The sequence below is a fragment of the Lolliginicoccus suaedae genome (assembly GCF_008312885.1).
In the GTDB taxonomy this organism is placed as follows: Bacteria; Actinomycetota; Actinomycetes; order Mycobacteriales; family Mycobacteriaceae; genus Lolliginicoccus; species Lolliginicoccus suaedae.
Genome location: NZ_VSSO01000001.1, coordinates 454,628 through 475,621 on the forward strand (window position 1 = coordinate 454,628; position 20,994 = coordinate 475,621).

Below are 20,994 nucleotides of genomic sequence, written 5' to 3' on the forward strand. Positions count from 1 at the left end.
TCGGTCTGGAGGCAGACGACGGCGGCCGCGGTTGACCGGATCGTGGAAGCCATGAACGACACCATCACCGTCACGGGCCTGACCAAGCGGTTCGGGGACGTTGTCGCCGTCGACGACCTCACCTTCTCGATCGGCCGCGGCACCGTCGCCGGGTTCCTCGGTGCCAACGGCGCCGGCAAGACCACGACCCTTCGGGCCCTGCTCGGCCTCATCACACCGACCTCGGGCACGACCGCCATCAACGGCACCCCCTACCGCGAGCTCGCCGAGCCGACCCGGACCGTCGGCGCCCTCCTCGACTCCGCTGGCCACCATCCGGGCCGCACCGCGCGCGACCATCTGCGCGGCCTGGCGATCGCGACGGGAGTGGCTCCCGGCCGCGTCGATGAGGTGCTCGCCGAGGTCGACCTGACGCATGCGGCGCGCCGTCGCGTCGGCGGGTACTCCCTGGGAATGCGGCAGCGCCTCGGCCTGGCGGCGGCGCTGCTTGGTGATCCCGAGATCCTGATCCTTGACGAACCGGCCAACGGGCTCGACCCGGAGGGAATCGCCTGGCTCCGCGCCTTCGTCCGGGGCTTCGCCGACTCCGGTCGCACCGTGCTGATCTCCAGCCATGTGCTGACCGAGGTGGCACAGACCGTCGACCAGGTCGTGATCATCCGCCAGGGCCGCCTCGTCGCCCACAAGCCGATCGAGGCCGGCGAGAACCTGGAACGCACGTTCTTCCAATTGACAGGAGACCTGGGATGACCCGCTTGCTCCACGCTGAACTGTTCCGCCTGCGCACCACCCGGACCACGTGGGCGCTCCTCGCCGGTGCCCTCGGGCTGGTCGGGCTGGTGCTGTACCCGCCGCTCGCCAATGCCGGCAGTGGCACGTATCCCTCCCTGGGCACCCCGCACAGCCTCGAGACGATCATCGGCGCCCCGCGCTACGCGATGTACTTCACGGCACTGCTCGGCGTGCTGGCGGTCTCCGGCGAGTACCGCCACCGCACCATCACCCAGACGTTCCTCGCAACTCCCAACCGCCTGCGTGTCGTCGGGGCCAAGCTCGCCGCGTACGGGCTCGCCGGGCTCGGGTTCGGCGCCGTGGCCACGGTCGCGGCATTAGGTACTGCTGCCGCGTGGCACGCCGCCAAGGGTGTGCCCCTGGACCTGTGGCAGTCCGAGATCCTGCTGTCGGCCGTCGGACTGGTGGCCGTCGCCGGGCTGCTCGCCATGATCGGGGTGGGCGTCGGCGCGCTGGTCCCGAACCAGGCAGCCGCCTTGGTCGGTGTCATCGTCTGGCTCCAGATCATCGAGTCGGGGCTGCTCACTGGCTTCGCGCCCCAGCTCTACGGCTGGACGGTCAACGGCGCCGCTCTCGCGGTCGCCGGCATCGCCCCGCCCTCGCCGGCACTGCCACTGCTGGCCCCGCTCCAGGGTGGGCTGCTGCTATCCGCCTACGCGCTCGTGATCGCCCTGGTCGCCACCCGCGTCACCCTGGAACGGGATCTGGCATGAGACGCCGACTCAGCGTGATAGTCATCCTCGTGGCACTGGTGTCCGGATGCGCCCCGGACCCGGTCAACGCCGCGGACGACCTGCCGGAGCTGCTCGCCGCCTGGCAGGCCCGCTCGGGCGCGGTCGGGGTGGCCATGGCCGTCGACGCACCCGGCCAGTCAGTGTGGGTCGGCACGGCAGGGCTCTCCGACATCGACGCCCAGGCACCGTTGGCCGCCGACGACCAGTTCCGCATCGGCAGCGTCACCAAGACGTTCACCGCGGTGGTCACATTGCAGCTGGTCGAGGAGGGCAGGGTGGGCCTCGACGACCCCGTCGCCCGCCACCTCGACGGCTTCCCGTGGGGCGAGGACGTCACCGTGCGCCACCTCCTCGCTCACACCAGCGGCATACCTGACTACCAGCGCGTGCACGGTTTCCTCGACGGGCAACGCACCGACCGTGACCGCCGCTGGACCGCCGACGAGCTCATCGGGCTCATCGCCGACCGCGACCTGGGGCACGCGCCGGGGAGGCGTTTCGCGTACTCCAACACCAACTACACGCTGCTCGGCCAGGTCATCGCGGCCGTCTCCGGCAACCCGTGGGCGATCGAGGTGCGCCGACGCATCCTCGGGCCCCTGGGAATGCACGACACCTCGATCCCCAGCGTCTCGATCCCCAGTGTCGATGGCGTCCCGCCCGAGCTGGTCGCGGGCTACGCCGACATCGACGCCGACGGGCAGCTCGATAATGTTGGCGGGGGTTCCTGGCCAGCGCTGGAGTCCGAGGGAGAGGCGGTCGGCAACATCATATCGACGGTCACCGACCTGCAACGGTTCGCTGCTGCCTTGTTCCGTGGCCGCCTTCTGCAGCCGACGTCGATGGCGACGATGCTCGGCGCGGACGACGGGCAGCCCCTGGGCTTGCACCGCCAGGCCTACGTCGATGACACCGCGATCGGGCACTCGGGCGCGGACCCGGGGTTTGCCGCCACCATGACCTACCTGCCTGATCGCGACATCACCATCGTCGTGCTGACCAACGACGGCTCGGTCGATCCCGTTGACCTCGTGGCAGTCACCGCTCGCTTGCTCCGCCGTGCCACAGGTCAAGCAGGAGGTTGTTGATCGGGTCCCCGGTGAACTGGATCTCGTGGCCCGCGCCCGCGACTTCCGCGCGAATGGCGTGGATCTGCTCCGCCAGTTCGTCACAAATGGCATCGAAGCCCGGATTATGCGCACCGGAGACCACGAGCTTGGGGAACCGGGCCGCCGCCAATTCGTTGACGGGAAGCTCACAGGTCCAAGCGCGGCGGCCCCGACGAGTGATAGGCACCATGGGCATGGCATCGTCAAGCACCTCGGCGGGCAGCGATGCCGGATCTGTTCCTACTGCTTCGAGGAACCGCTCGAGCCACTCCCTGTCGCTGAGTTCTTCCTCCCAGGACCTGCGCACTCTGTCGACCAGCCGGGCTGCGTCCGGGTGGGTAGCCAGCGTGAGCGCAGGGGGCTCCAGCAGGGCGAGCGAGCGAACCGATCCTGGTCTTCGTGCCGCGGCGAGCATGGCACCGAGCCCGCCATAGGAGTGCGCGACGAGGTGCGCACCATCAAGGATGAGATCGGCGATGTCGTCGGCATCACGCAGGAAGTCCTCGCCCTCGGCCGCCGGGCTCCTGCCGTAGCCGCGCCGATCAGGCACGAGCAGCCGATACCCCTCGTGGGCAAGCGGCTCCTGCGCCTGCCACTCCTCGGCTCCTGTTGCCAGCGAGCCGTGGACCAGGATCACGGGATCGCCTGCTCCCCACGATTCCATCCAGAGATCGCTCATCGCTTCTCCTCGCGCGGATCTCGCCTCGCCGATGCTGTCCGAGTGATCCGGCGCCCGCCGAGAACCTCTGCAGCATGTGGCCCGATCCCTCGACCATGCACCTGTCCCGCAAGACCGTCAAGGGTGCGAGCGGGGTCCGTGGATGGGTGTCGGGACTCCAGATGGGCGACATAGCGCTCCTAACGCTGGTCCGAGATATGGCACTATCGAGCTATGCGCCCTGTGACTGCTCCGAGGTTGGATGAACTGCGCCGAGCCGCGAGGAGGCGGGGGCGGCATGCGGTGGGCCAGTACGTCCGTCGCTTGGGCTCGCGCGGCACGGTCACGCACGCTGAGGTGCGTGCGATGCGGCTGTTTCTGGATCGGTACTTGACCCGGCCCCCGTTCCGGGCGCATCCGGACACGAGGGTCGAGCAGGTCCGCGCGCGCACGGAAGGTGGGCAGGTGCGGGGCGAGTGGGTCGAGCGCCCGGGGGCTGGTGCGCGCGATGGTGGTGTGCTGCTGTATGTGCATGGAGGCGGGTTCGTGAGCGGCTCGCCCTTGTCGCACCGGGGCCTGACCAGTGAGCTATCGTCGCGCTCCCAGCGACCAGTGTTCTCGGTGGACTACCGCAGGGCTCCCGAGCATCCCTACCCGGCTGCCGCTGACGATGTGCTGCGCGCCTACCGGTGGCTTCTCGACTCTGGCCTGGGGCCCGAGCAGATCGTGGTGTGCGGTGATTCCGCTGGCGGGCATCTCGCGCTGGGCCTGCCTCCGCGGGCGCACCGGGCGGGCCTTGCTGTTCCGGCTGGTGTGGTGGCCCTATCTCCCGTGATCGATCCGACGATGACGCTGAGCCGCCACTGGATGGCCGAGAAGCACCCGAAGGCTCCCGCCTACTACACCGATGCCGCGCGGGCGCTGATGGCCCCGAACTGGCGCGGCGTGGCGGTGACTGACCCGGAATTGTTGCTGACCGTCGATGATCTGGCCGTCATGCCGCCCGTGCTCGTGCAGGCTAGTGACGCTGAGCTGCTGACCGGGGACGCGGAGCATTACATCGAGCGGCTCAACGAGATCGGTGGCACGGGCACTCTGAGCCTCTATCGCCGACGGGTGCATGTGTTCCAGGTGGCGCATCGGGTCTCGAAGACTGCATCGCGGGCCCTCGACGAGATCGCTCGTTTCGTCGATGATGTGAGCGCGAGGATGGATCGGGCATGAGGCAGCGGCCCAGCGTCCTGCCTCTCACCATGACGATTGGGATCATGCTCGGAGCGGTGATCGGAGTGATAGTCGGTGTCGCGACGGGAAGCATCGCGCTGTGGCTGCCAATTGGCATCGCGATGAGCTTCGGCATTGCCATAACCATCGGCGCGGTCATCGACGGCCGCCGGGGATCCGGCGAGCACGAGTAGTCCAGCGCTGGCGCAGCGGCGCGAAGGAGGATCACATGCCCGGATCGACGCTTGCTGGGATCATGGCCGAGCTGGCAGGGCTCGCGGACCCAAGGATCCGTGAGCTCAACGTGAAGCATGGTGACGATCATGGCGTCAACCTCACCAAGCTGCGTGCGATCGCGAAGCGCATCAAGTCCGAGCAGGAGCTCGCGCGCGAGCTGTGGGCCACGGGTGACTCCGCGGCGCGATTGCTGGCGTTGCTGGTCTGTCGGCCGAAGGCGTTCGACCGGGACGAGCTCGACGCCATGCTGCGCGAGGCCCGCACCCCCAAGGTGCAGGACTGGCTCGTGAACTACGTGGTCAAGAAGAGCCCGCATGCCGAGGAATTGCGCACGGACTGGCTTTCCGACCCTGATCCGGTGGTAGCGAGCGCCGGATGGGCGTTGACGACCGAGCGTGTGACGAAGAACCCGGAGGGCCTGCACCTGGCGGGGCTGCTCGACGTCATCGAAGCTGGCATGAAGGAAGCCCCGGACCGCTTGCAATGGTCGATGAACCACTGCCTCGCGCAGATCGGGATCGACCATGCCGAGCATCGCGCCCGCGCGATCGACATCGGTGAGCGGCTCGAGGTGCTCAAGGACTACCCGACTCCCCCAGGCTGCACATCGCCATTCGCGCCGACCTGGATCACGGAGATCGTACGGCGGCAGGCTGGGACCACCGTCAAGCGCCGCTGAGCCCGTTGAGCAGGAACCAGAAGATCACGATGCCGACGAGCGCCATGCCCATGCCTGCCACAGCGCCGATCGTGGCCTTGCGGATGCCTGATGCCCCGTCGCGCGCCAGCGGCAGTACCAGAGCTACCAGGGCGCCCAGTAGTGCCATCGCGCCGAGCTGCGCGGGCATGATCCAGTTCTCGGTCCGTGCCCCGTCGAGGAAGTAGGCCGACAGAGGCAGGCTGAGGATCCCCAGCGCGAGGAGGAGGGCCAGGGCGGGCAGTCGCTTCACTCCCCCAGCCTAGGCCTCCGGGCTAGGCCCCCCCGGACTACGCCTCGGTGCCGAGGACTCCCCCAGCGAGGGACGTACCGGTCAGGTCGAGGATCTCATCGATCCAGCCGATGATCCCCTTGGCCGAGCCGATGTTCTGCGGGGGATGCCGGACGAGAGTGTCGCGCAGGATGAGGCGGTCGAAGTCCACGTGGATGGGATCATTCCTCGGCGATCCATCCGGGTCGCGAAAGCGCACTCCCGCAGCGCGCATGGTGTGGATGGATTCCTGGGCGAGGATGCCGTAGCCCACCGTGGTGGGGTGCACGCCGTCGAGAGAGAACAGGCCCCCCGCAGCACGCCCGCCGTGCCCATCCGCGGCGAGAAACCTCGTGGTCAGTGGCGGGTCGAGTGCTGCTAGCGCACCAGGAAGCTCGTACCCGGTCCACCACTGCGGGCGCGCGGAAGGATCCTCATGGAATCGGCGGGAGGCGAGGTTGTCGAGCAAGGCGGCGGTATCGAGGAGCAGCCAGTCCCTGCCATCGGCTCGCGCCTCGCGGACGATCGATTCGATGTGGTCGTTGTAGGCGTCGATGGCGTAATCGATCGCGCGGGCCTGTGCCCCGCTGAGGTGCTTGTCCCGATGGCTGCTGAACGTCGATTCCCCCACCCACGGATACACGTAGTGGTCGAAGTACCGCGAGCGGGGGCCGATCTTGCCACCGATGCCATTGGTGATCGGCGCGATGGTCACATGTGGGACGGTGCACAGGATGACGTGGCGCGCGTTGATGGTATGCACCTGCTCGATCATCTCGTCGTATTCCTGCCGGAAGTGCTCCGGCGTCCACACGGTGTATTGGCTCTTGGCGCCAAGCTGATCGAAGCCGGGCCCTGACCACCTCACTTCCAGGTTGGTGGCGGCCTTGAGGGCATTGTTGGCGCCGAGGAAAACGATGAGGGTCTCGATGCCGGCTTCCGTCGTGGTCTTGTGCTGCTCCCCCAGTGCCCTGGCCGCGTCGAAGAGTGTCATCCCCCGCTGCTCCGTCGTCGCTCGCGGATACACCCGCAGAGCGGCCCGCAACGCGGCGTGCTCCACCTGCTGCGCGAGGAGATCGTTGCCCGGCGGATTTCCCGCCAGCACCGCGGCGCATCGGTCATATGTCCATTCGAGGCTGTCGCGCAGGTCCCAGCCGAACATCGACAGGTTGTGGTTGATCGGCCCGGGCGGCGGCTCGATGCTGCCGGGGCCACGTTCCCAATAGTCCTCCACCTGAGCCATCCACGAGTGAACAGTGAATGGCGCCAGCGGCAGGTCCCACCAGTCCAGCCGCGCCCCATGCTTGTCCTCGAGCACGCGCAGCAGGTACTCCAGGTTCATCGGCAGGCCGCCGTGGCCGCGGTAGCGCGGAAACCGGAAGGACCGCTGCCAGCCGAGCTCGCGCGCGATGATCGCCGGGTACGACAGGTCAGTGTTGTGGATGGCGAAGCTCTGGAAGCCTTGCGACAGCGAATCGCCGATCACGACGAGCCGATGCGGCGGGGTGCCCGATCTCGTGGATGCCACCGTCGCGGGCAGGGGGATGCCCAGCGTGGGGTCGGTCGCAGGCTCGCGCGGACCACTCTCCGCACGATCGATCACGGATCGGGGTGTTCCCTCGGGAAACAGGATCACGGCGGGCCTCCCGTCGGCTGGGACGGTTCTTCACTCATTGTGCGCCGGGCGGGGCTATTGCACGGGCTCTAGTGACCCACTGGCGCCGGTGAGCGTGGTGAGCAGGTCCGCGGCCGGTGAATCACCGGAGCCGGTGTGCGTGGCGGGAGGAGGTGGGGCTTGCTTGCTCTTGGGGATCCCGGCAGCACGCGTGGCTTCGAGCCGGATGCCCGCTTGCTGTGCCTTGGTGTAGGGAGCCAGGAACGCCGCGAGCTCGGTATCGGTCGTGGTGGTCCCCGCGACGAGGGTGCCTGTGGCGGCGAAATTGGCTGCGGCCCGCCGGACGTGGCTCGGTGACGTCACCAGGACGACATCCTCGATCCCTGCTTGCTGCAGCAGCCTGGTGGTGTTCTGCGCGTTGGCCACCGTCGAGGTCGAGCGATCCTCGGTGGTGATCCTCGATGCCGGTACCCCGTGGTCGAGCAGCCATTGCTGCATCGCGGCCGCCTCGATGATCCCCCGCTTCGGGGCGCCGCCGGTGACGTAGATCGGGGCGCCGGGATTGGCGTAGGCCTGCGCGAGGCCAGCGGTGAGGCGCTTGATCAGCTCGGGTGCCATCGTGCCGTCATCGCGGAGGCCGTGGCCGAGAATGACGATCGCGACCGGCGATGCTTCCACGACAGCGGGCGAGGTGGAAGGCACGATCCGGGCGGCCGCGTCGACGCCGTTGATGACATCACGTGCCGTCTGGGCGAAGGGCGGATCGATGTCCGCGAGGCGGCCGAGTGCCGCGTCACGGGTGACGGCATCGTTGGCCTGCTCGGCCCAGATCGCTTGCAATGCCAGCGCTTCCGCATCGTTCGGCGTGATCGCGAGCACCCGCTCGAGAGCGGCGAGCCCGGTGATCGCGTCGTGCGCCGCGAACCGGGCTTGCGCGGAGTTGTAGAAGGTGGCGGCATCGGCCTCGGTCGCTGCGTTGATGACCCTGACCGGGCCGGCAGCTTCGATCGGCGCGCCCGGCTGGGCAGCGATGGTGAGGCTGGCAGTGGCCGAGAGCAGCACCAGGCTGAGGGTGCTGGCGCGGGCAAGCGAGATCATGGGGCCACGCTATTCGGCAAGGCGCGGGCCGGAGTGTCCTCCGGCAGCGTCTCGGTAACGATGTCGCGCGGAGCGGAAATACTCTGGCTAGCAGCGTCGTTGCACCAAGCGTGCCGATCTCCATACTTGACCTCGCATCGATCGCCGACAATGAAACCGCCCGTGACAGCTTCGCGGCCAGCGTCGAGATGGCGCAGCACGCCGAGAAGTGGGGCTACGAACGGATCTGGTACGCCGAGCACCACAACATGAAGTCCATCGCGTCCTCCGCTACCAGCGTGCTCATCGGCCATATCGCGGCGCATACCTCGACGATCCGACTCGGCGCGGGCGGGGTCATGCTGCCCAACCATTCGCCGCTGGTGATCGCGGAGCAGTTCGGGACGCTCGCCACCCTGCATCCGGGCCGCATCGACCTCGGGCTCGGTCGCGCGCCGGGCACGGACCAGAAGACGCTGCGGGCCCTGCACCGCTCCCCCTCGTCGGCGGACAGCTTTCCCCACGATGTGCTCGAGCTGCAGGGCTATTTGTCCGACGAGTCCACGATCCCCGGCGTGGAGGCCATCCCCGGCAAGGGAACCCATGTCCCCCTCTACATCCTCGGCTCGTCGCTGTTTGGTGCCCGGCTCGCGGCGGCGCTCGGACTGCCGTATGCCTTCGCGTCGCACTTCGCCCCTGATGCCCTCGAGGCCGCGGTCGCGGCGTACCGGCGCGAGTTCCAGCCATCCCGGCAGCTCGAGCACCCCTACGTGATCGCTGGGGTGAACGTGATCGCCGCCGACAGCCAGCGCGACGCGATGCGCCTGTTCGAGGATGCCCAGCGCTTCCGGGTGACCCGCCTCGTTGGCAAGGGACGGTCGTTCACGCGCGAGGAGGCGGATCTGCTGCTCGATTCGCCCGCGGGCCAGCAAGTCCGCCAGATGGGCCGCTACTCCGCCGTCGGTACTGCATCCGAGGTTGCTCAGTACCTCGATGAGTTCACCGGCCATGCCGCCGCTGACGAGCTGATCGTGCTCTCCGCTGCCACCGACCGCGACGCGCGGCTACGGTCGCTGGAGATCCTGTCCGAGGTCAGCGGGCTGGATAGCGTCGCTTCGCGCTAGCGAGCGCCTTGATGGTGAGCAGCATTTTCCTGCTCATCACGAAACTGATGGGCTCCAGCAGCATCCGGCCAAAAGCCAGACGGCTTGCCATCGTGTCACCATGCGAGCTGCCGCCGCGCTCGATGAGCCTCGTTCGGCCACCGCTGACGGGCACCAGCTGGAACCCCCAGAGGGTGGCATCGTTCGAGCTCGCGTCGAAGGCGAACAGCACCAGGTGGCTCTGCGCGTCGATCAGCGCGACAGGCATGGGCGGCGCCTTCGGATGCAGCCGGATCGCATCCCCCACCTCGAGGTGCTGGAACTGCGGCAGGATCGCGTGCGCGTTCGTGATGCGGCAGCCGACCAGGTTCTCGAGCGCTTGATAGCTGTAGAAGCCCCCGCGGCCCTGGCCGATCTGCACGATCCAGGGCCATACGTCGCGCGGCGTCGCATCGATCGTCACACCGTGGGTGTAGGTCCAGTTCGGATTCGCTAGGAGCTCATCGCCCGGATAGGCCTGTTGCCGCTCGGCTTCCGTGGTCCCCCAGGTGGTCCGCCACCTCCGGAGCGGGCGCCCCAGCAGGACGTGGATCTTCACCAGGGCGATGGCGGCGAACGTCTCGATGGCAGCTCGCGCCGCGCGACGGACCGGGCCGATGCTGCTGCGGCGATGGGGATTCATGGTTCAAGAATGGACCCCGCGCGCGGAGCGGGCTAGGACCGGGCGGCCCTTGGCCAAGGGCCGAAAGCTACTTTCGGTGGTGCCTTTAGCGATGTGGATGATCGAGGATCTCGAGCCATTCCCGGACGCTCCGTGCGTGGGCGAGGTGTGCGAGCCGTCCACCTACTGGGCCACGCCCGGCATACTGGAGGTTCCGGACGAGATGATCTGCGAGATCACGGCATTCGTCGAGGAAGTGACAGTGCGCGGGCAGACGGAACGCGTCGCGCACCTCGGCGAGGGTTTCACGACGATGGTCCCCGAGAGCCTCAACGCGATAGGCGAAACGACTCTTGCCGGATGCCTGGTCTGGGATCGCTACCTGTGGCTGGACTACCGCACGCAGCCGACAGGCAGGGTGCGGGTTGCTGAGCGAGCATCGCTGTGCCGACGAGCAGTTCGCGCGCCCACTGGGCCTCCCGGCTGGCATAGCGTGCGCCACGTGGGTCCGGCGAGACGGCTTCGTGGCGCACGCGTCTCCGACGACTATGAGGTGGTCTCCCACGCCTTGCTCGTATCGCTGGTGTGAGCGCACAGCTCCCCCGCACCCACCCCGGAAGTGTTACCGAATGCACCCTCTTGCTCGCGAGACTGGGTGCAAAACCTCGCACAACCGGCGTCGGGGGCTACCCCCCAGCGCATCCCGCCCCAGCTAGACCAGGTACGAGCCGACGAAGACCGCGACCGAGAGAGCGAGCATCCCGAGGCAGTTGAACCAGAAGACGCTGCCGAGGAATCGCGCCCGGATGTGGGAGTAGGCCGCCGCGAGGAAGTAGCCGATGACCGCGGCATTGGTGGCGGCGGCGATGCCGGGATGCGCCAGTCCGACGAGCAGCCCGGCCGTGGCGAGCACCTTGATGTACACCAGCGTCCATCCCCACTCGAGTGGGAACCCGACGCCGTCGAGGCAGTCGGTGACGAACCGTGGTGGCCGGATGGAGATCAGGGCGTCGCCCAGCAGGATGGCGGCGAGCAGCACGGTGGGCCACAGGGGATCCGGTACGTCGAACATTGCTCCTCCTGGTCTCCGTGCGGTCTCCCAGCAAACCCGACTACGGTCGTGCGAGCTCGCTCTTGAGAATCTTGCCGGTGGTGTTGCGGGGCAGCGCGTCGAGGAACTCCACATCACGGGGCACCTTGTAGCGCGCGAGCCGGGAGCGCACGAGGTCCTTGATGTCGTCGGCGGTGATCTCGTGGCCATCCCGCGGGACGATGAATGCCCGGAGGCGCTGTCCGAACTCGTCGTCTGCAGCTCCCACGCATGCGACCTCGGCGACGGCGGTGTGGCTGGCGATGACGTCCTCGACCTCGCGGGGGTAGACGTTCTCCCCGCCGGAGACGATCATCTCGTCGTCGCGCCCGAGGACGTGCAGACGGCCTGCCTCGTCGAACTGGCCGACGTCGCCGGTCGCCATGAGACCGCCGATGCGTTCCTTGTCGCCGCCGCCGGTGTATCCCTCGAAGAACTGGGCGTTGCCGACGAAGATGCGACCAGTCTCGCCCTGCCGGACCTCGTTGCCCGTGTCGTCGAGAAGTCGCACGGTGGTGCCTCGGGTCGGTCGCCCAGCGGTGCCCGGTGCCGCGCGCAGATCTCGTGGGGTGGCGATCGTTGCGTAGGCGACCTCGGTGGATCCGTAGAGGTTGTAGAGGGTGTCGCCGAAGGCATCCATCCAACGGGTGGCGAGGTCGCCCGGGAGCGCGGAGCCCGACACCGCGACCACGCGGAGGGAGGAGGTGTCGTAGCGGTCACGAACCTTGTCGGGCAGTTCCAGGATTCGCTGGAGCATCACGGGGATCGCGATGAGTGCCTCGCACTGGCAGCGATCGATCTCCGCGAGCCACGCCTCGGCATCGAACCGGCGCATCATCACCACCGATGCGCCCAGTCCCAGGGCCATGGCAAGGTTCGCGAGCCCCCAGGCGTGGAAGGCCGGCGCGGCCAGGCCGATGCGCATCCCGGCGCGCAGTGGTATGCGGTCGAGCAGCGCGGCGGGCGCCTCGAGGGTGGGCGCGCCGCTCGCGGCGACGGCACCGCGGGTGGCTCCGCGGGGCGTGCCGGTCGTGCCGGAGGTCAGGAGGGTGAGCTTGCCGGAGCGTCCCGGAACGGGCGAGCGGTGGCCGTGATGCTGCTCGGCGAGGGACGCGAGGCTCAGCGCATCGCCAGAGGGCTGCCCATCGTAGGCATCCGCGTCGCTGAGGACCCGCAGCAGATGCTCGGGCTCCTCGCCCACCAGGCTGTGGAACTCTCTGTCATAGATGAGGGCGCGCACGGGTTCGCGCTGCATCACCTCGCGCAGCTGGGGCCCGGAGAAGCCGGTGTTGAGCAGCAAGGCGTCCGCCCCGGTCTTCGCCACGGCCGCCAGGGCATCGATGAGGCCCCCGTGATTGCGGGCGAGCACGGCGACGGTGGCGGTCTCGGTGACACCGTGCTGCGCGAGGCCAGCGGCGATGGCGGTGGTGCGCTCGTTGGTCTCCGCGTAGGTCCGGGTGCCGAACTCGTCGATGACCAGCGTCGATTCAGGAGTGCGGATCGCACCCGAAGCGACGACCGTTGCGAGGCTGAGCCCCCAGGTGCGTGCTGCCCACGCGATCCGGACGAGCATGGCGGGCATCATTGGTCGCACGATGCCGCTGCGCGCGAGGATCCCGGCGTTGACGATCTCCTTGACGGCGCGGCGTGGCAGCGAGGGAGGCGGGGGCTGGGGTGTCGCATGATGCTCGATCTCGGTCTTGGCGGCCTCGAGCGCATGGCTGAACATCGCATGCACCCTCGGGTACGCGACGAGATCGGCCACCGCTCCGAGCACGCCGGGAGCATCGTAGGAGAAGCGCAGCGTCACTGCTGTGCGGCCATTGCCGCGAGGCCGCAACCGCAACCGGAAGCGATGATCGACGCCAGTGAAGGCGTTCCATGCGAACTCGCGCGGGGGCGTGCAGTCGACGATAATGACATCGCCTCCCACCAGTGCGGCGCCGAGCTTCAGGTGGACGCGGTAGCGCGCGTCGAGAGCGGGTTCCTGGCCGTCGCGCGCTGCGGTGGCGGTCATGCCGGTGCCGACGAACCGTGCGATGCGCGCGGGGTCCGCGAGAGCGTCCCACACGTCCTCCGGCGGAGCATCGATCTCGACTGCTTGCTCGAACTTCATCCGATCACCGGTAGCTTCCGCTCGATCTGCAAGGCAGTGAGCACGTCCTGCATCCGTGCCAGCACATCGTCGTAGACAGCGTCCCAGTCCGGGTCCTCGCCATGCTCGGCACGCAGATCGATGGGGCGCAGGTACTGGATGACGATCTTCGACGGCAGGGGCACGAACGGCGCGAAGGGTGGCGCGAGGCCGTAGGGCACCGCGACCATGATGGGAATGGTCTTGAGCCGGAAGATCCGGTCGAAGTGCAGCAATCGAGCGAGCCACTCCCCCCGGGAGAGGAACAGCGCGGTCTCCTGGCCACCGATGGTCACCTGCGGCACGATCGGCACATCGTGCTTGTGGGCGAGGCGCAGGAAGCCCTTCCGGCCGCCGAAGTCCACCTTGGACGACTCCCAGCTTGGCCGGAAAACCTCGTAGTCGCCACCGGGGAAAACCTGCAGCACGGCCCCCTCGGACAGAGCCATATCGGCGTTGTCCGGATCGGCCTCGACGGTGCCGAAGCGGCGCAGCAGCCACGCGAACGGCGAGTTCAGCACCATCCGGTGCGCCAGCTGGTAGAACGGCCGCTCGGTGCCGAGGTACGAGGAGATCGCGAGCTGGGAGATGAACACCTCGGGCGATTGGAGGCCGCCGGTGTGGTTGCCGACGATGAGCACGGGGCCCTCGGCGGGAATATGGTGCAGGCCGCGCACATCAGGGCGGAACCACAGGCTCATCAGCAGCCACAGGCCGGGAAGCAGTTCCCGGATCGAATCCGGATCGCGGGCCTCGAGATCACCGGGGCGGAACCGCGGCAGGAATCCCGAGAGTGGCCGGGTGACGCTACCTGTTACCCCCTGGCCCAGGGCCCGCGCGGTACCGAGGATTCGCCCAGCTACGGTTTCGCCGAAGGCCATCGCGCTCCTCTATCCGGTCCGTGCGCACGCGGGGTAGCGATGGCCCCAGTGTAGGTCGGGGCCGGGGGCGGGCGTCGAGGGTTCGGCGACTCCGCTCCTCCTCGCCTAGCCCGGGTGCGACGGGCGTTACTCGCCTGTGGCGTGGCGGCGAGCCGACGACCGGTGCCGCGGACCCTGATCTGCCAGGATCGCCCGGGCGGTGAGGGCGACGGTGCGATCCTCATCCCGTGTCATCCGGTCCAGCTCAGCAGCCGCCGCCTCGCCCGGGATCTCGGCGAGCGCCTGGGCGAGGCGCAGCCGGGACCTCGGGTTGGCATCGGTTCCGAGCGCACCGGCCAGCGCGCGGACGATCCTCTCGGCCTCCCGGGCGCTCGATGCCAATGTCCCCAGGTGCTCCGCTGCCTCCACGTCGCTGGCTCCCGCGACCACCATCGCGATCAGGCTGGGCACCGCCGTGGCCTGCGCGCGGGCTCCGAGCTCGAGTGCCGCGCGGCGCCGCACCATGTCGTCGGGATCGGTGAGCGCTCCCTCGAGCAGGGCAATCGCTTCCGCGCCTTGCACAGCGGCGACAGCCACCACCGCGCGCCGCCGGGTTTCCGCGTCCGGCGCGGTCAAGCCTGGTGCGATACGAGCCAGTCCATCAGTGCCAGTCCTGGCCAGCGCCCACATCAAGGCGCCCGCGACGTTCTGATCGTCCTCGGTGAGCGCCGCCTCGGCCAGGACGTCCGCAGGGACGCGCGTGCCGGGGGTCGACGACAGGATCGCCTGCTGCCGGAGCGCAGCATGCTCCGATCCCAGCGCGCGCAGCAGGCTGACGATTCCCAGCACATCGCCCCATTCGGCCGGGTCGGCAGCCTCGATGCTGCGGAGCCTGGCGAGCAGGTCCTGCTCGCGGTCGATCCGCAGCTGGGTCTGGCCGATCAAGTCCCCGAACAGCGTGGACGGCGCGAAGGCGGGATCGTCGAGCGCGCGCTGCACCTCGCGCAACGAGAGTCCGAGGGACCGGAGGCTCTCGATGTGCAGGATCCGCTGGATGTCCGCGCCGGAGTACTCGCGGTAGCCGCCGGAGGTGCGGCCCGAGGGGGTGACCAGGCCCAAGGACTCGTAGTGGCGCAGCATGCGCGTGCTCACCCCGGAGCGCCGCGCTACCTCCCCGATCAGCATCCGGGCTCCCCCGTCGGTTCTACCCCCGTGCTGGCGATGCGCTTGGCATGCTCGAGCGCGGGGGCGAACTCCGCGCTGGGGTCGCTCAGCAGTCGCTCGGTGGCGATGGCGTGGGCCCGCGCCAATGGGTCATCGCTGCCACGGGCCGCGCTGAGCAGCGATGGAACCGTTTCTCCGAGCGCCATCAGGGCGCGGCTCAGGCTGAGCTGCATCTCGTCGTCGCCGCGGCCGAGCTGCGTCGCGAGGCGCTCAGCCAGCGCGGCCTCGTGCCCGGGCGCAACGAGCGCGACAGCGGCGCGCCAGGCACTGCGCGCGACCTCGGCGTCGTCATCGTTGAGCAGCGGCAGGATCGCCGGCCAGGCAGCCGGATCCCCGATCTTCGACAGCGTATGCAGGGCCTGGCTGCGGGCCTGGGCGGACGCCGAGCCCAGCTCCACGAGTAGCCGCGGCACAGTGGCCTCGGCGGGGTGGCGGACCAGCGCCCAGGTGAGCATGTCACGCACGAAGAAGTCCAGTTCGGTCGCGCAGCGGGCGATGAGTGGCTCCAGCAATCCTGGGTGCGGCTGGGATCCGGCGATCAGCGCGGCCCGCAGCCGTGTCGACGAGCGGGAACCGGCGAGCGCGTCGATCAATCGGGCATCCAGTGCGTGGTGGGCAGTGTTCATGGCGGCCACCTCCTCTACCAGACAGTAGAAACCTTGCCATCGTGTCAAGGTCAAGCGTCGCCGGTGGCCAGCTAGTGGGGCTCGCTAGTGGGACTAGGGGGCGGTGAACGTGCCGAGGCCGGGCAGGGACGGCTGTCCCGCGGAAGGGCGGTAGTCCGAGCCCGTGACGCCGATGCTGAACACGACCAGGCCCGGACCGGTATGCACGGTCGAGGCCTCCGGGGTGGGATCGAGGAAACTCGTGCAGGGTCGCACCGTGGTGGTGCCCGCGGCCCCGGTCGCGACGTTGAGGTAGTCGATGCGCACGAGCGCGCCCCCGAATGTCGTGGCGCATGCCTCGGGCCTGGTCGGTGCGGCGAAGGTGACATCGCCGGGCCCAGCGCTGGTGACGCTCACCGCCGCGCCGTGGATGCCGGGCACGACAAGGCCAGAGACGACGAGGCTGTGCGCGGGCAGCTGAAGGACGCCGAGAGGCTCTGCCGCTGCGGTGCTCGTGCCCAGCGCGAGCGACGCGAGCATCGCCGCGCCGAGAGTGGTAGCAGTTCGTGTGCGTTTCATGGTGCCCCGGTTCATGATCCCTGGTGATGGCCTCGCATTCAGGCTACGTCCCCGCCTGGCAGGTTGTCCCGGGCTCCGCGCGTCTGCTCCCCCGGCGCCAGCAATTCTTGTCAGTGCCCAGGCGCAGGATGTGATCTGTCACTCAACGGCGTGGAAGGAATCCTGATGAGCGCGCTCGACCGCTATATCCCCGGAGTGCCCTGCTGGGCCGACACGAACCAGCCCGACCCTGATGCCGCCGCCCGGTTCTACGGCGAGCTGTTCGGGTGGCGATGCGAGGACGTCATGCCGCCAGGCTCGGACGCGCAGTACCTGATCGGCCGCCTCAGCGGTGGCGATGTCGCCGCGATCACCGGTTCGCAGGAGCCGCCCGCGTGGAACACCTACGTGTGGGTGGAAAGCGCCGACGAGACCGCGAACCGGGTCACCGATGCCGGCGGCACGGTCGTGGTGGAGCCTGCGGATGTGCTCGACCAGGGCCGCATGGCGGTATGCGCCGACCGCGAGGGCGCGCGCTTCATGATCTGGCAGCCGCGTGCCCACCGTGGTTCCGCCGTGGTCAACGAGCACGGCGCGGTGAACTTCAACGACCTGCACAGCCGCGATCTCGAGGCGGCCAAGGAGTTCTACCACGCGGTCTTTGGCTGGGAGGTCCTCGATCTCGGTCCAGGCGGGCAGATGTGGACGCTGCCTGGGTACGGCGACCACATTGACCTGCTCATGCCCGGCCACACCAAGGCGATCGTCGAGATGGGTGGCCCGACCGGTTTCGAGAACGTCGTCGCGAGCCTCAATCCCCTCCCTGCCGACGATGCGGTCACCCAGCCGCACTGGGGCATCACCTTCGCCGTCGAGGACGCGGACGCCATCGCCGCCAAGGCTGTCGAGCTCGGCGGCACCGTGGTGATGGCGCCCACCGATGCGCCGTGGGTCCGGGCGTCGGTGCTGCGCGATCCGGCGGGGGCGGTGTTCGGGGCCAACCACTTCGCGCCCGAGAACGGCTAGCCCACGGGGCGCCGCAGCCCCTCCCTAGTCCTCGCTCCGGCGAGCCTTGTCCTGCTTGCGCCGACGGCGCACCTCAGCACGGGCAATGACAAACGCGAGGATCACGGGCCACGCGTATTTCAGCTTGTCGAGCAGCCAGCGCACCCAGTCCGGGACCGTGACGTCCGGGAGGTCAATGCTGGGCAGCGGGATCGTCGGCAGGGGAATCGATGGGAGGCTTGGGAGGGGGACGGACGGCAGGTCTGGCCAGTCGATCGAGGAGAGGAGCCTCGCGAGCAGGACCGCGATCAGCACCGAGGCCATGACCCCGGCCGCTCCACCGAGCGCCTGCAGCATGGGATAGAGCGTCGGATGGTCGCGCAAGCGATCTTCATGCTTGGCCGCTGGGGTTCCCGGCTCCGGGACCAGATCGATTCCCGCTATCCCTGCCGCCGCCTTGAGCGAGACCTCTGGCCCGGTGCTGCTCAGATAGGTGGCCCGCTGGGGCGTCCCCATCGAGGAGAAGCGCAGGAACATCGTGCCGGCATCATCGGCGGTGAGCCTGACCTTGCCGTCCCACGACTTCTTCTCCGCCACCACCACATCATCGATCTGCCACTCGATGCGGCGGCCAGCCGATCCCCACACGGTGACCCGGTGGTGCTGGCCGCCAGTCTCCAGTGTCCAGCTCTGGTCCGGGTGCCGCTCAGCCACGGGCCCGATCGTACTTGAACACCAGAGCGGAGGCCTCCCGGAGAACCGATAGCCCACGGGTGGCCGCAGCCCGTCGCGCTGCGCGCTAGGTCCTGCGGCCAGTATCGTTGAGTCCTACTCCCCGCGTGGCCGGGATCGACGACCAGGGGGCACCATGTCCACTGATACGAACCACCCAGCTCCGGACGGGGCCAGCCAGTCCGGCCACATCCGGCTGACCTCGCATGCGAAAAGCGCCGGCTCCCTGCCGATCAAATGGGGCGCGCCGTCCCCGGTCGAGCGCGGTCCGGTAATCGGCACGACGGCCTCGCGGGCGCAACGCAATGTCATCGGCACCCATAGCGGGTCCTACAGCGTCTACCGGGCGCTCGCGGTCGCGGCGGGAGCATTGTCGCGGGACCATCGCGCCGACCTGACCAACACCGCCCCGGCGGTGACCATAGGCCCCTATCCACGGTGGAGCGACCCGGGCGCGATCGTCAGCATGGACCCGTGGGGCGCGATGATCGGCGAGGCATTCGCTGGCGAGCTCGCCTCGGGGCTGGATATCCGTCCCACCATCGCGGTGACCAGGGCGCATGTGTCGCTGCCGGAGATCGCCGAGGCGATCGCGCATCGGCGGCTCGTGCCCGATGGCCGAGTACTGCTCGCCAGTGGTGCCGCGGTGGTCACGAAGGTCGCGATCGAGCCGGTGTGGTACTTGCCAGGCATCGCCGACCGGTTCGGGTGCACGGCCACCGAGCTGCGCCGGGTGCTGTTCGAGGAGACCGGCGGCATGTTCCCGGAGCTCGTCACCCGCCCCGACCTGGAAGTGTTCCTGCCTCCCATCGGCGGGCAGACGGTGTACATCTTCGGCTCGGCCGGCGATCTCGCCGATCCGTCGGTGGAGCTGACCGCGCGGGTCCACGACGAGTGCAATGGCTCCGATGTGTTCGGCTCCGACATCTGCACGTGCCGCCCGTACCTGACCCATGCGATCGAGGAGTGCATCCGCGGCACGCAGCACGGTGGGGCCGGCATGGTCGCGTACTCCCGCAAGGAGGGCCGGGCGCTCGGGGAGGTCACCAAGTTCCTGGTCTATAACGCGCGCAAGCGCCAGGAGGGCGGGGACACCGCCGACCGGTACTTCGCCCGCACCGAATGCGTGGCGGGCGTGCAGGACATGCGGTTCCAGGAACTGATGCCCGATGTGCTGCACTGGCTGGGCATCCAGCGCATCCACCGCCTGGTGTCGATGAGCAATCTGAAGTACGACGCGATCATAGGAGCGGGCATCGAGGTTGGTGAGCGGGTGAACATCCCGGACGAGCTGGTCCCGCTGGATGCGCGCGTGGAGATCGACGCGAAGATGGCCGCGGGCTACTTCACTCCCGGCGCCGTGCCGGATGCGCAGCAATTGAAGCAGGCCAAGGGGCGGGGGCTTGACGGATGACGGAGACTCCCGCGCGGGCAGCGGCGGCGCTGCGGTCTACCCGCGCCATCCGGGAGCGGGCGGATCAGCTGCTGCAGCGCGCCCGCGATGGTCGTTCCACCTGGTTCTCCGTGGATGACGACGCGCTCGACGGTGCTGCCGCTGACGTCGCTGCCCTCACCCGCGACCGCTACCCCACGCTGGAGATCCCGTATCACAGCCGGTGGCGCCATTTCGAGGCCGGCGGAGTCGATCGGCTCGCCGAGCTGCATCAGCGTCTGGACGGGCTCGATCGATGGGAGCGCGCCGCAGCGATGATCGACCTCGTGGTGGTCAGTGTCCTTCTCGATGCGGGCGCGGGACCGGACTGGAAGTTCACCGAGCACGCGAGCGGCCAGGTGCTCGCCCGGTCCGAGGGCCTGGCCGTGGCGAGCTGGCACGCGTTCAGCAATGGCCTGTTCTCCAGCGACCCGGCGAGACCTTTGCAAGTCGATGTGGTCGGGCTGTGGGACCTGACCGCCGCGCAGCTGGCCGAGGCGTTCCAGGTCGGCTCCGAGAACCCACTGGTCGGCCTGGAGGGCCGGGTGCGGCTGCTGCACCGCCTCGGCGATGCGCTCTCCCTCGTGGGCCGCCCCAGCGGGCTGTTCGAGGGGACCGCGGAGATCTCTGCCCACGGCGTCCTGGCTGTGCTGCTCGATGGCCTCTCGGGCATCTGGTTGTCGGGCAACACGATCGGCGACGAGCCGCTGGGTGACTGCTGGCGCCACGAGGCGGTTGCCGGGCCGGGCCTGACCCGGGGCTGGATGCCGCTGCACAAGCTGTCGCAGTGGCTGGCGTACTCGCTGCTCGAGCCGCTCGAGCAAGCGGGCGTGGTGGTTACCGGACTCGATGAACTAACGGGCCTGCCCGAGTACCGCAATGGTGGCCTGCTGATCGACACCGGTGTGCTGCGGCTGCGCAACCCGAGGCTCGCGGCCCGCACGTGGAGCGTCGGTGATGAGCTTGTCGTCGAGTGGCGCGCGCTGACCGTGTCCTTGCTCGACGAGCTTGCCCCCCTCGTTCGCTCCCGCCTCGGCCTCGGGGCGCAGCAGATGCCGCTGGCGTGCGTGCTCGAAGGGGGCACGTGGGCGGCAGGACGCGCATCCGCGCAGCGTTTGCGCGGCGGATTGCCACCCCTGTCGATCGCCAGTGACGGCTCGGTCTTCTAGAAGGAGC

At 68.8% G+C, this 20,994-nt stretch carries 23 protein-coding genes; 11 read left to right on the top strand and 12 right to left on the bottom strand.

From position 1 onward, the window contains the following. Positions 1-51: 51 nt before the first annotated feature. From FXO18_RS02015 to FXO18_RS02025, 3 genes are read left to right on the top strand one after another with little or no spacing between them, the layout of a single operon-like run. Positions 52-750, top strand: coding sequence for an ABC transporter ATP-binding protein (locus FXO18_RS02015; RefSeq protein ID WP_149359391.1), 699 nt, complete (start codon positions 52-54; stop codon positions 748-750). Then, a complete protein-coding gene (locus tag FXO18_RS02020; RefSeq protein WP_149359392.1) occupies positions 747-1,505 on the top strand; it encodes an ABC transporter permease in 759 nt (252 codons plus the stop codon). Before FXO18_RS02015 ends, FXO18_RS02020 begins: the two co-directional genes overlap by 4 nt. Further along, positions 1,502-2,614, top strand: coding sequence for a serine hydrolase domain-containing protein (locus FXO18_RS02025; RefSeq protein WP_149359393.1), 1,113 nt, complete (start codon positions 1,502-1,504; stop codon positions 2,612-2,614). Before FXO18_RS02020 ends, FXO18_RS02025 begins: the two co-directional genes overlap by 4 nt. On the opposite strand, the gene FXO18_RS02030 is transcribed toward FXO18_RS02025, so the two are convergent. Continuing rightward, positions 2,565-3,314 carry an alpha/beta fold hydrolase gene (locus FXO18_RS02030; RefSeq protein WP_149359394.1) on the bottom strand — a complete coding sequence of 250 codons (750 nt, stop codon included), beginning with the start codon at positions 3,312-3,314 and terminating at the stop codon, positions 2,565-2,567. The two genes, FXO18_RS02025 and FXO18_RS02030, sit on opposite strands and share 50 nt — an antisense overlap. A 345-nt stretch (positions 3,315-3,659) precedes the next feature. Here FXO18_RS02030 and FXO18_RS02035 point away from each other — a divergent pair, with 345 nt between their 5' ends. From FXO18_RS02035 to FXO18_RS02045, 3 genes are read left to right on the top strand one after another with little or no spacing between them, the layout of a single operon-like run. Beyond that, positions 3,660-4,517, top strand: a complete 858-nt coding sequence (locus FXO18_RS02035) for an alpha/beta hydrolase (RefSeq protein WP_235900391.1) — start codon at positions 3,660-3,662, stop codon at positions 4,515-4,517. 29 nt (positions 4,518-4,546) lie between these two features. Beyond that, positions 4,547-4,711 (top strand): hypothetical protein, encoded by a 165-nt coding sequence (locus FXO18_RS02040; protein ID WP_223114443.1) that lies wholly within the window; start codon positions 4,547-4,549, stop codon positions 4,709-4,711. Positions 4,712-4,746: 35 nt separating this feature from the next. After that, a complete protein-coding gene (locus FXO18_RS02045) occupies positions 4,747-5,433 on the top strand; it encodes a DNA alkylation repair protein (RefSeq protein ID WP_149359397.1) in 687 nt (228 codons plus the stop codon). Here FXO18_RS02045 and FXO18_RS02050 read toward each other — a convergent pair. The 3 genes from FXO18_RS02050 to FXO18_RS02060 all read right to left on the bottom strand — a co-directional run bounded on the left by FXO18_RS02050 (position 5,420) and on the right by FXO18_RS02060 (position 8,435). Then, entirely contained in the window at positions 5,420-5,704 is a 285-nt protein-coding gene (locus FXO18_RS02050; RefSeq protein ID WP_149359398.1) for a hypothetical protein, read from the bottom strand. The genes FXO18_RS02045 and FXO18_RS02050 overlap by 14 nt on opposite strands. A gap of 37 nt (positions 5,705-5,741) precedes the next feature. Continuing rightward, a complete protein-coding gene (locus tag FXO18_RS02055; protein WP_235900392.1) occupies positions 5,742-7,325 on the bottom strand; it encodes a hypothetical protein in 1,584 nt (527 codons plus the stop codon). A gap of 87 nt (positions 7,326-7,412) precedes the next feature. Next, positions 7,413-8,435 (bottom strand): ElyC/SanA/YdcF family protein, encoded by a 1,023-nt coding sequence (locus tag FXO18_RS02060; protein ID WP_149359399.1) that lies wholly within the window; start codon positions 8,433-8,435, stop codon positions 7,413-7,415. A gap of 110 nt (positions 8,436-8,545) precedes the next feature. On the opposite strand from FXO18_RS02060, the gene FXO18_RS02065 reads away from it, so the two are divergent. Further along, positions 8,546-9,538 carry an LLM class flavin-dependent oxidoreductase gene (locus FXO18_RS02065; RefSeq protein ID WP_187774134.1) on the top strand — a complete coding sequence of 331 codons (993 nt, stop codon included), beginning with the start codon at positions 8,546-8,548 and terminating at the stop codon, positions 9,536-9,538. On the opposite strand, the gene FXO18_RS02070 is transcribed toward FXO18_RS02065, so the two are convergent. Then, positions 9,507-10,199, bottom strand: coding sequence for a hypothetical protein (locus FXO18_RS02070; protein WP_235900393.1), 693 nt, complete (start codon positions 10,197-10,199; stop codon positions 9,507-9,509). The genes FXO18_RS02065 and FXO18_RS02070 overlap by 32 nt on opposite strands. Before the next feature lie 91 nt (positions 10,200-10,290). Between FXO18_RS02070 and FXO18_RS02075 the strand changes: the two genes are divergently transcribed. Next, entirely contained in the window at positions 10,291-10,767 is a 477-nt protein-coding gene (locus tag FXO18_RS02075) for a hypothetical protein (RefSeq protein WP_235900394.1), read from the top strand. A gap of 123 nt (positions 10,768-10,890) precedes the next feature. Here the strand turns inward: FXO18_RS02075 and FXO18_RS02080 are convergent, their stop codons facing one another. The 6 genes from FXO18_RS02080 to FXO18_RS02105 all read right to left on the bottom strand — a co-directional run bounded on the left by FXO18_RS02080 (position 10,891) and on the right by FXO18_RS02105 (position 16,670). Further along, positions 10,891-11,250, bottom strand: coding sequence for a DoxX family protein (locus FXO18_RS02080; RefSeq protein WP_149359401.1), 360 nt, complete (start codon positions 11,248-11,250; stop codon positions 10,891-10,893). A 40-nt stretch (positions 11,251-11,290) separates the two neighbouring features. Next, positions 11,291-13,384 carry an AMP-binding protein gene (locus FXO18_RS02085; RefSeq protein ID WP_149359402.1) on the bottom strand — a complete coding sequence of 698 codons (2,094 nt, stop codon included), beginning with the start codon at positions 13,382-13,384 and terminating at the stop codon, positions 11,291-11,293. Further along, a complete protein-coding gene (locus FXO18_RS02090; RefSeq protein WP_149359403.1) occupies positions 13,381-14,283 on the bottom strand; it encodes a 1-acyl-sn-glycerol-3-phosphate acyltransferase in 903 nt (300 codons plus the stop codon). The genes FXO18_RS02085 and FXO18_RS02090 overlap by 4 nt, the downstream gene beginning before the upstream one ends. 126 nt (positions 14,284-14,409) lie before the next feature. Then, entirely contained in the window at positions 14,410-15,447 is a 1,038-nt protein-coding gene (locus FXO18_RS02095; RefSeq protein WP_149359404.1) for a MerR family transcriptional regulator, read from the bottom strand. Next, positions 15,441-16,112 carry a HEAT repeat domain-containing protein gene (locus FXO18_RS02100; RefSeq protein WP_149359405.1) on the bottom strand — a complete coding sequence of 224 codons (672 nt, stop codon included), beginning with the start codon at positions 16,110-16,112 and terminating at the stop codon, positions 15,441-15,443. The genes FXO18_RS02095 and FXO18_RS02100 overlap by 7 nt, the downstream gene beginning before the upstream one ends. A 93-nt stretch (positions 16,113-16,205) precedes the next feature. Further along, positions 16,206-16,670, bottom strand: a complete 465-nt coding sequence (locus FXO18_RS02105) for a hypothetical protein (RefSeq protein WP_149359406.1) — start codon at positions 16,668-16,670, stop codon at positions 16,206-16,208. Between the two features lie 165 nt (positions 16,671-16,835). On the opposite strand from FXO18_RS02105, the gene FXO18_RS02110 reads away from it, so the two are divergent. Next, complete coding sequence (locus FXO18_RS02110; protein ID WP_149359407.1) at positions 16,836-17,675, top strand: VOC family protein; 840 nt, start codon at positions 16,836-16,838, stop codon at positions 17,673-17,675. A gap of 24 nt (positions 17,676-17,699) precedes the next feature. On the opposite strand, the gene FXO18_RS02115 is transcribed toward FXO18_RS02110, so the two are convergent. Then, on the bottom strand, positions 17,700-18,368 hold the full coding sequence (locus tag FXO18_RS02115) for a hypothetical protein (RefSeq protein ID WP_149359408.1): 669 nt from the start codon (positions 18,366-18,368) through the stop codon (positions 17,700-17,702). Between the two features lie 154 nt (positions 18,369-18,522). Here FXO18_RS02115 and FXO18_RS02120 point away from each other — a divergent pair, with 154 nt between their 5' ends. Then, complete coding sequence (locus tag FXO18_RS02120) at positions 18,523-19,800, top strand: GTP cyclohydrolase II (protein WP_149359409.1); 1,278 nt, start codon at positions 18,523-18,525, stop codon at positions 19,798-19,800. Then, entirely contained in the window at positions 19,797-20,987 is a 1,191-nt protein-coding gene (locus FXO18_RS02125; protein ID WP_149359410.1) for a DUF1688 family protein, read from the top strand. Before FXO18_RS02120 ends, FXO18_RS02125 begins: the two co-directional genes overlap by 4 nt. Positions 20,988-20,994 lie beyond the last annotated feature (7 nt).

Coding starts and splice junctions, on each gene's coding strand:
- FXO18_RS02015 (WP_149359391.1), top strand. CDS start 52: ATGAACGACACCATCACCGTCACGGGCCTGACCAAGCGGTTCGGGGAC.
- FXO18_RS02020 (WP_149359392.1), top strand. CDS start 747: ATGACCCGCTTGCTCCACGCTGAACTGTTCCGCCTGCGCACCACCCGG.
- FXO18_RS02025 (WP_149359393.1), top strand. CDS start 1,502: ATGAGACGCCGACTCAGCGTGATAGTCATCCTCGTGGCACTGGTGTCC.
- FXO18_RS02030 (WP_149359394.1), bottom strand. CDS start 3,314: ATGAGCGATCTCTGGATGGAATCGTGGGGAGCAGGCGATCCCGTGATC.
- FXO18_RS02035 (WP_235900391.1), top strand. CDS start 3,660: ATGCGGCTGTTTCTGGATCGGTACTTGACCCGGCCCCCGTTCCGGGCG.
- FXO18_RS02040 (WP_223114443.1), top strand. CDS start 4,547: ATGACGATTGGGATCATGCTCGGAGCGGTGATCGGAGTGATAGTCGGT.
- FXO18_RS02045 (WP_149359397.1), top strand. CDS start 4,747: ATGCCCGGATCGACGCTTGCTGGGATCATGGCCGAGCTGGCAGGGCTC.
- FXO18_RS02060 (WP_149359399.1), bottom strand. CDS start 8,435: ATGATCTCGCTTGCCCGCGCCAGCACCCTCAGCCTGGTGCTGCTCTCG.
- FXO18_RS02070 (WP_235900393.1), bottom strand. CDS start 10,199: ATGAATCCCCATCGCCGCAGCAGCATCGGCCCGGTCCGTCGCGCGGCG.
- FXO18_RS02075 (WP_235900394.1), top strand. CDS start 10,291: ATGTGGATGATCGAGGATCTCGAGCCATTCCCGGACGCTCCGTGCGTG.
- FXO18_RS02080 (WP_149359401.1), bottom strand. CDS start 11,250: ATGTTCGACGTACCGGATCCCCTGTGGCCCACCGTGCTGCTCGCCGCC.
- FXO18_RS02085 (WP_149359402.1), bottom strand. CDS start 13,384: ATGAAGTTCGAGCAAGCAGTCGAGATCGATGCTCCGCCGGAGGACGTG.
- FXO18_RS02090 (WP_149359403.1), bottom strand. CDS start 14,283: ATGGCCTTCGGCGAAACCGTAGCTGGGCGAATCCTCGGTACCGCGCGG.
- FXO18_RS02095 (WP_149359404.1), bottom strand. CDS start 15,447: ATGCTGATCGGGGAGGTAGCGCGGCGCTCCGGGGTGAGCACGCGCATG.
- FXO18_RS02100 (WP_149359405.1), bottom strand. CDS start 16,112: ATGAACACTGCCCACCACGCACTGGATGCCCGATTGATCGACGCGCTC.
- FXO18_RS02105 (WP_149359406.1), bottom strand. CDS start 16,670: ATGAAACGCACACGAACTGCTACCACTCTCGGCGCGGCGATGCTCGCG.
- FXO18_RS02110 (WP_149359407.1), top strand. CDS start 16,836: ATGAGCGCGCTCGACCGCTATATCCCCGGAGTGCCCTGCTGGGCCGAC.
- FXO18_RS02120 (WP_149359409.1), top strand. CDS start 18,523: ATGTCCACTGATACGAACCACCCAGCTCCGGACGGGGCCAGCCAGTCC.
- FXO18_RS02125 (WP_149359410.1), top strand. CDS start 19,797: ATGACGGAGACTCCCGCGCGGGCAGCGGCGGCGCTGCGGTCTACCCGC.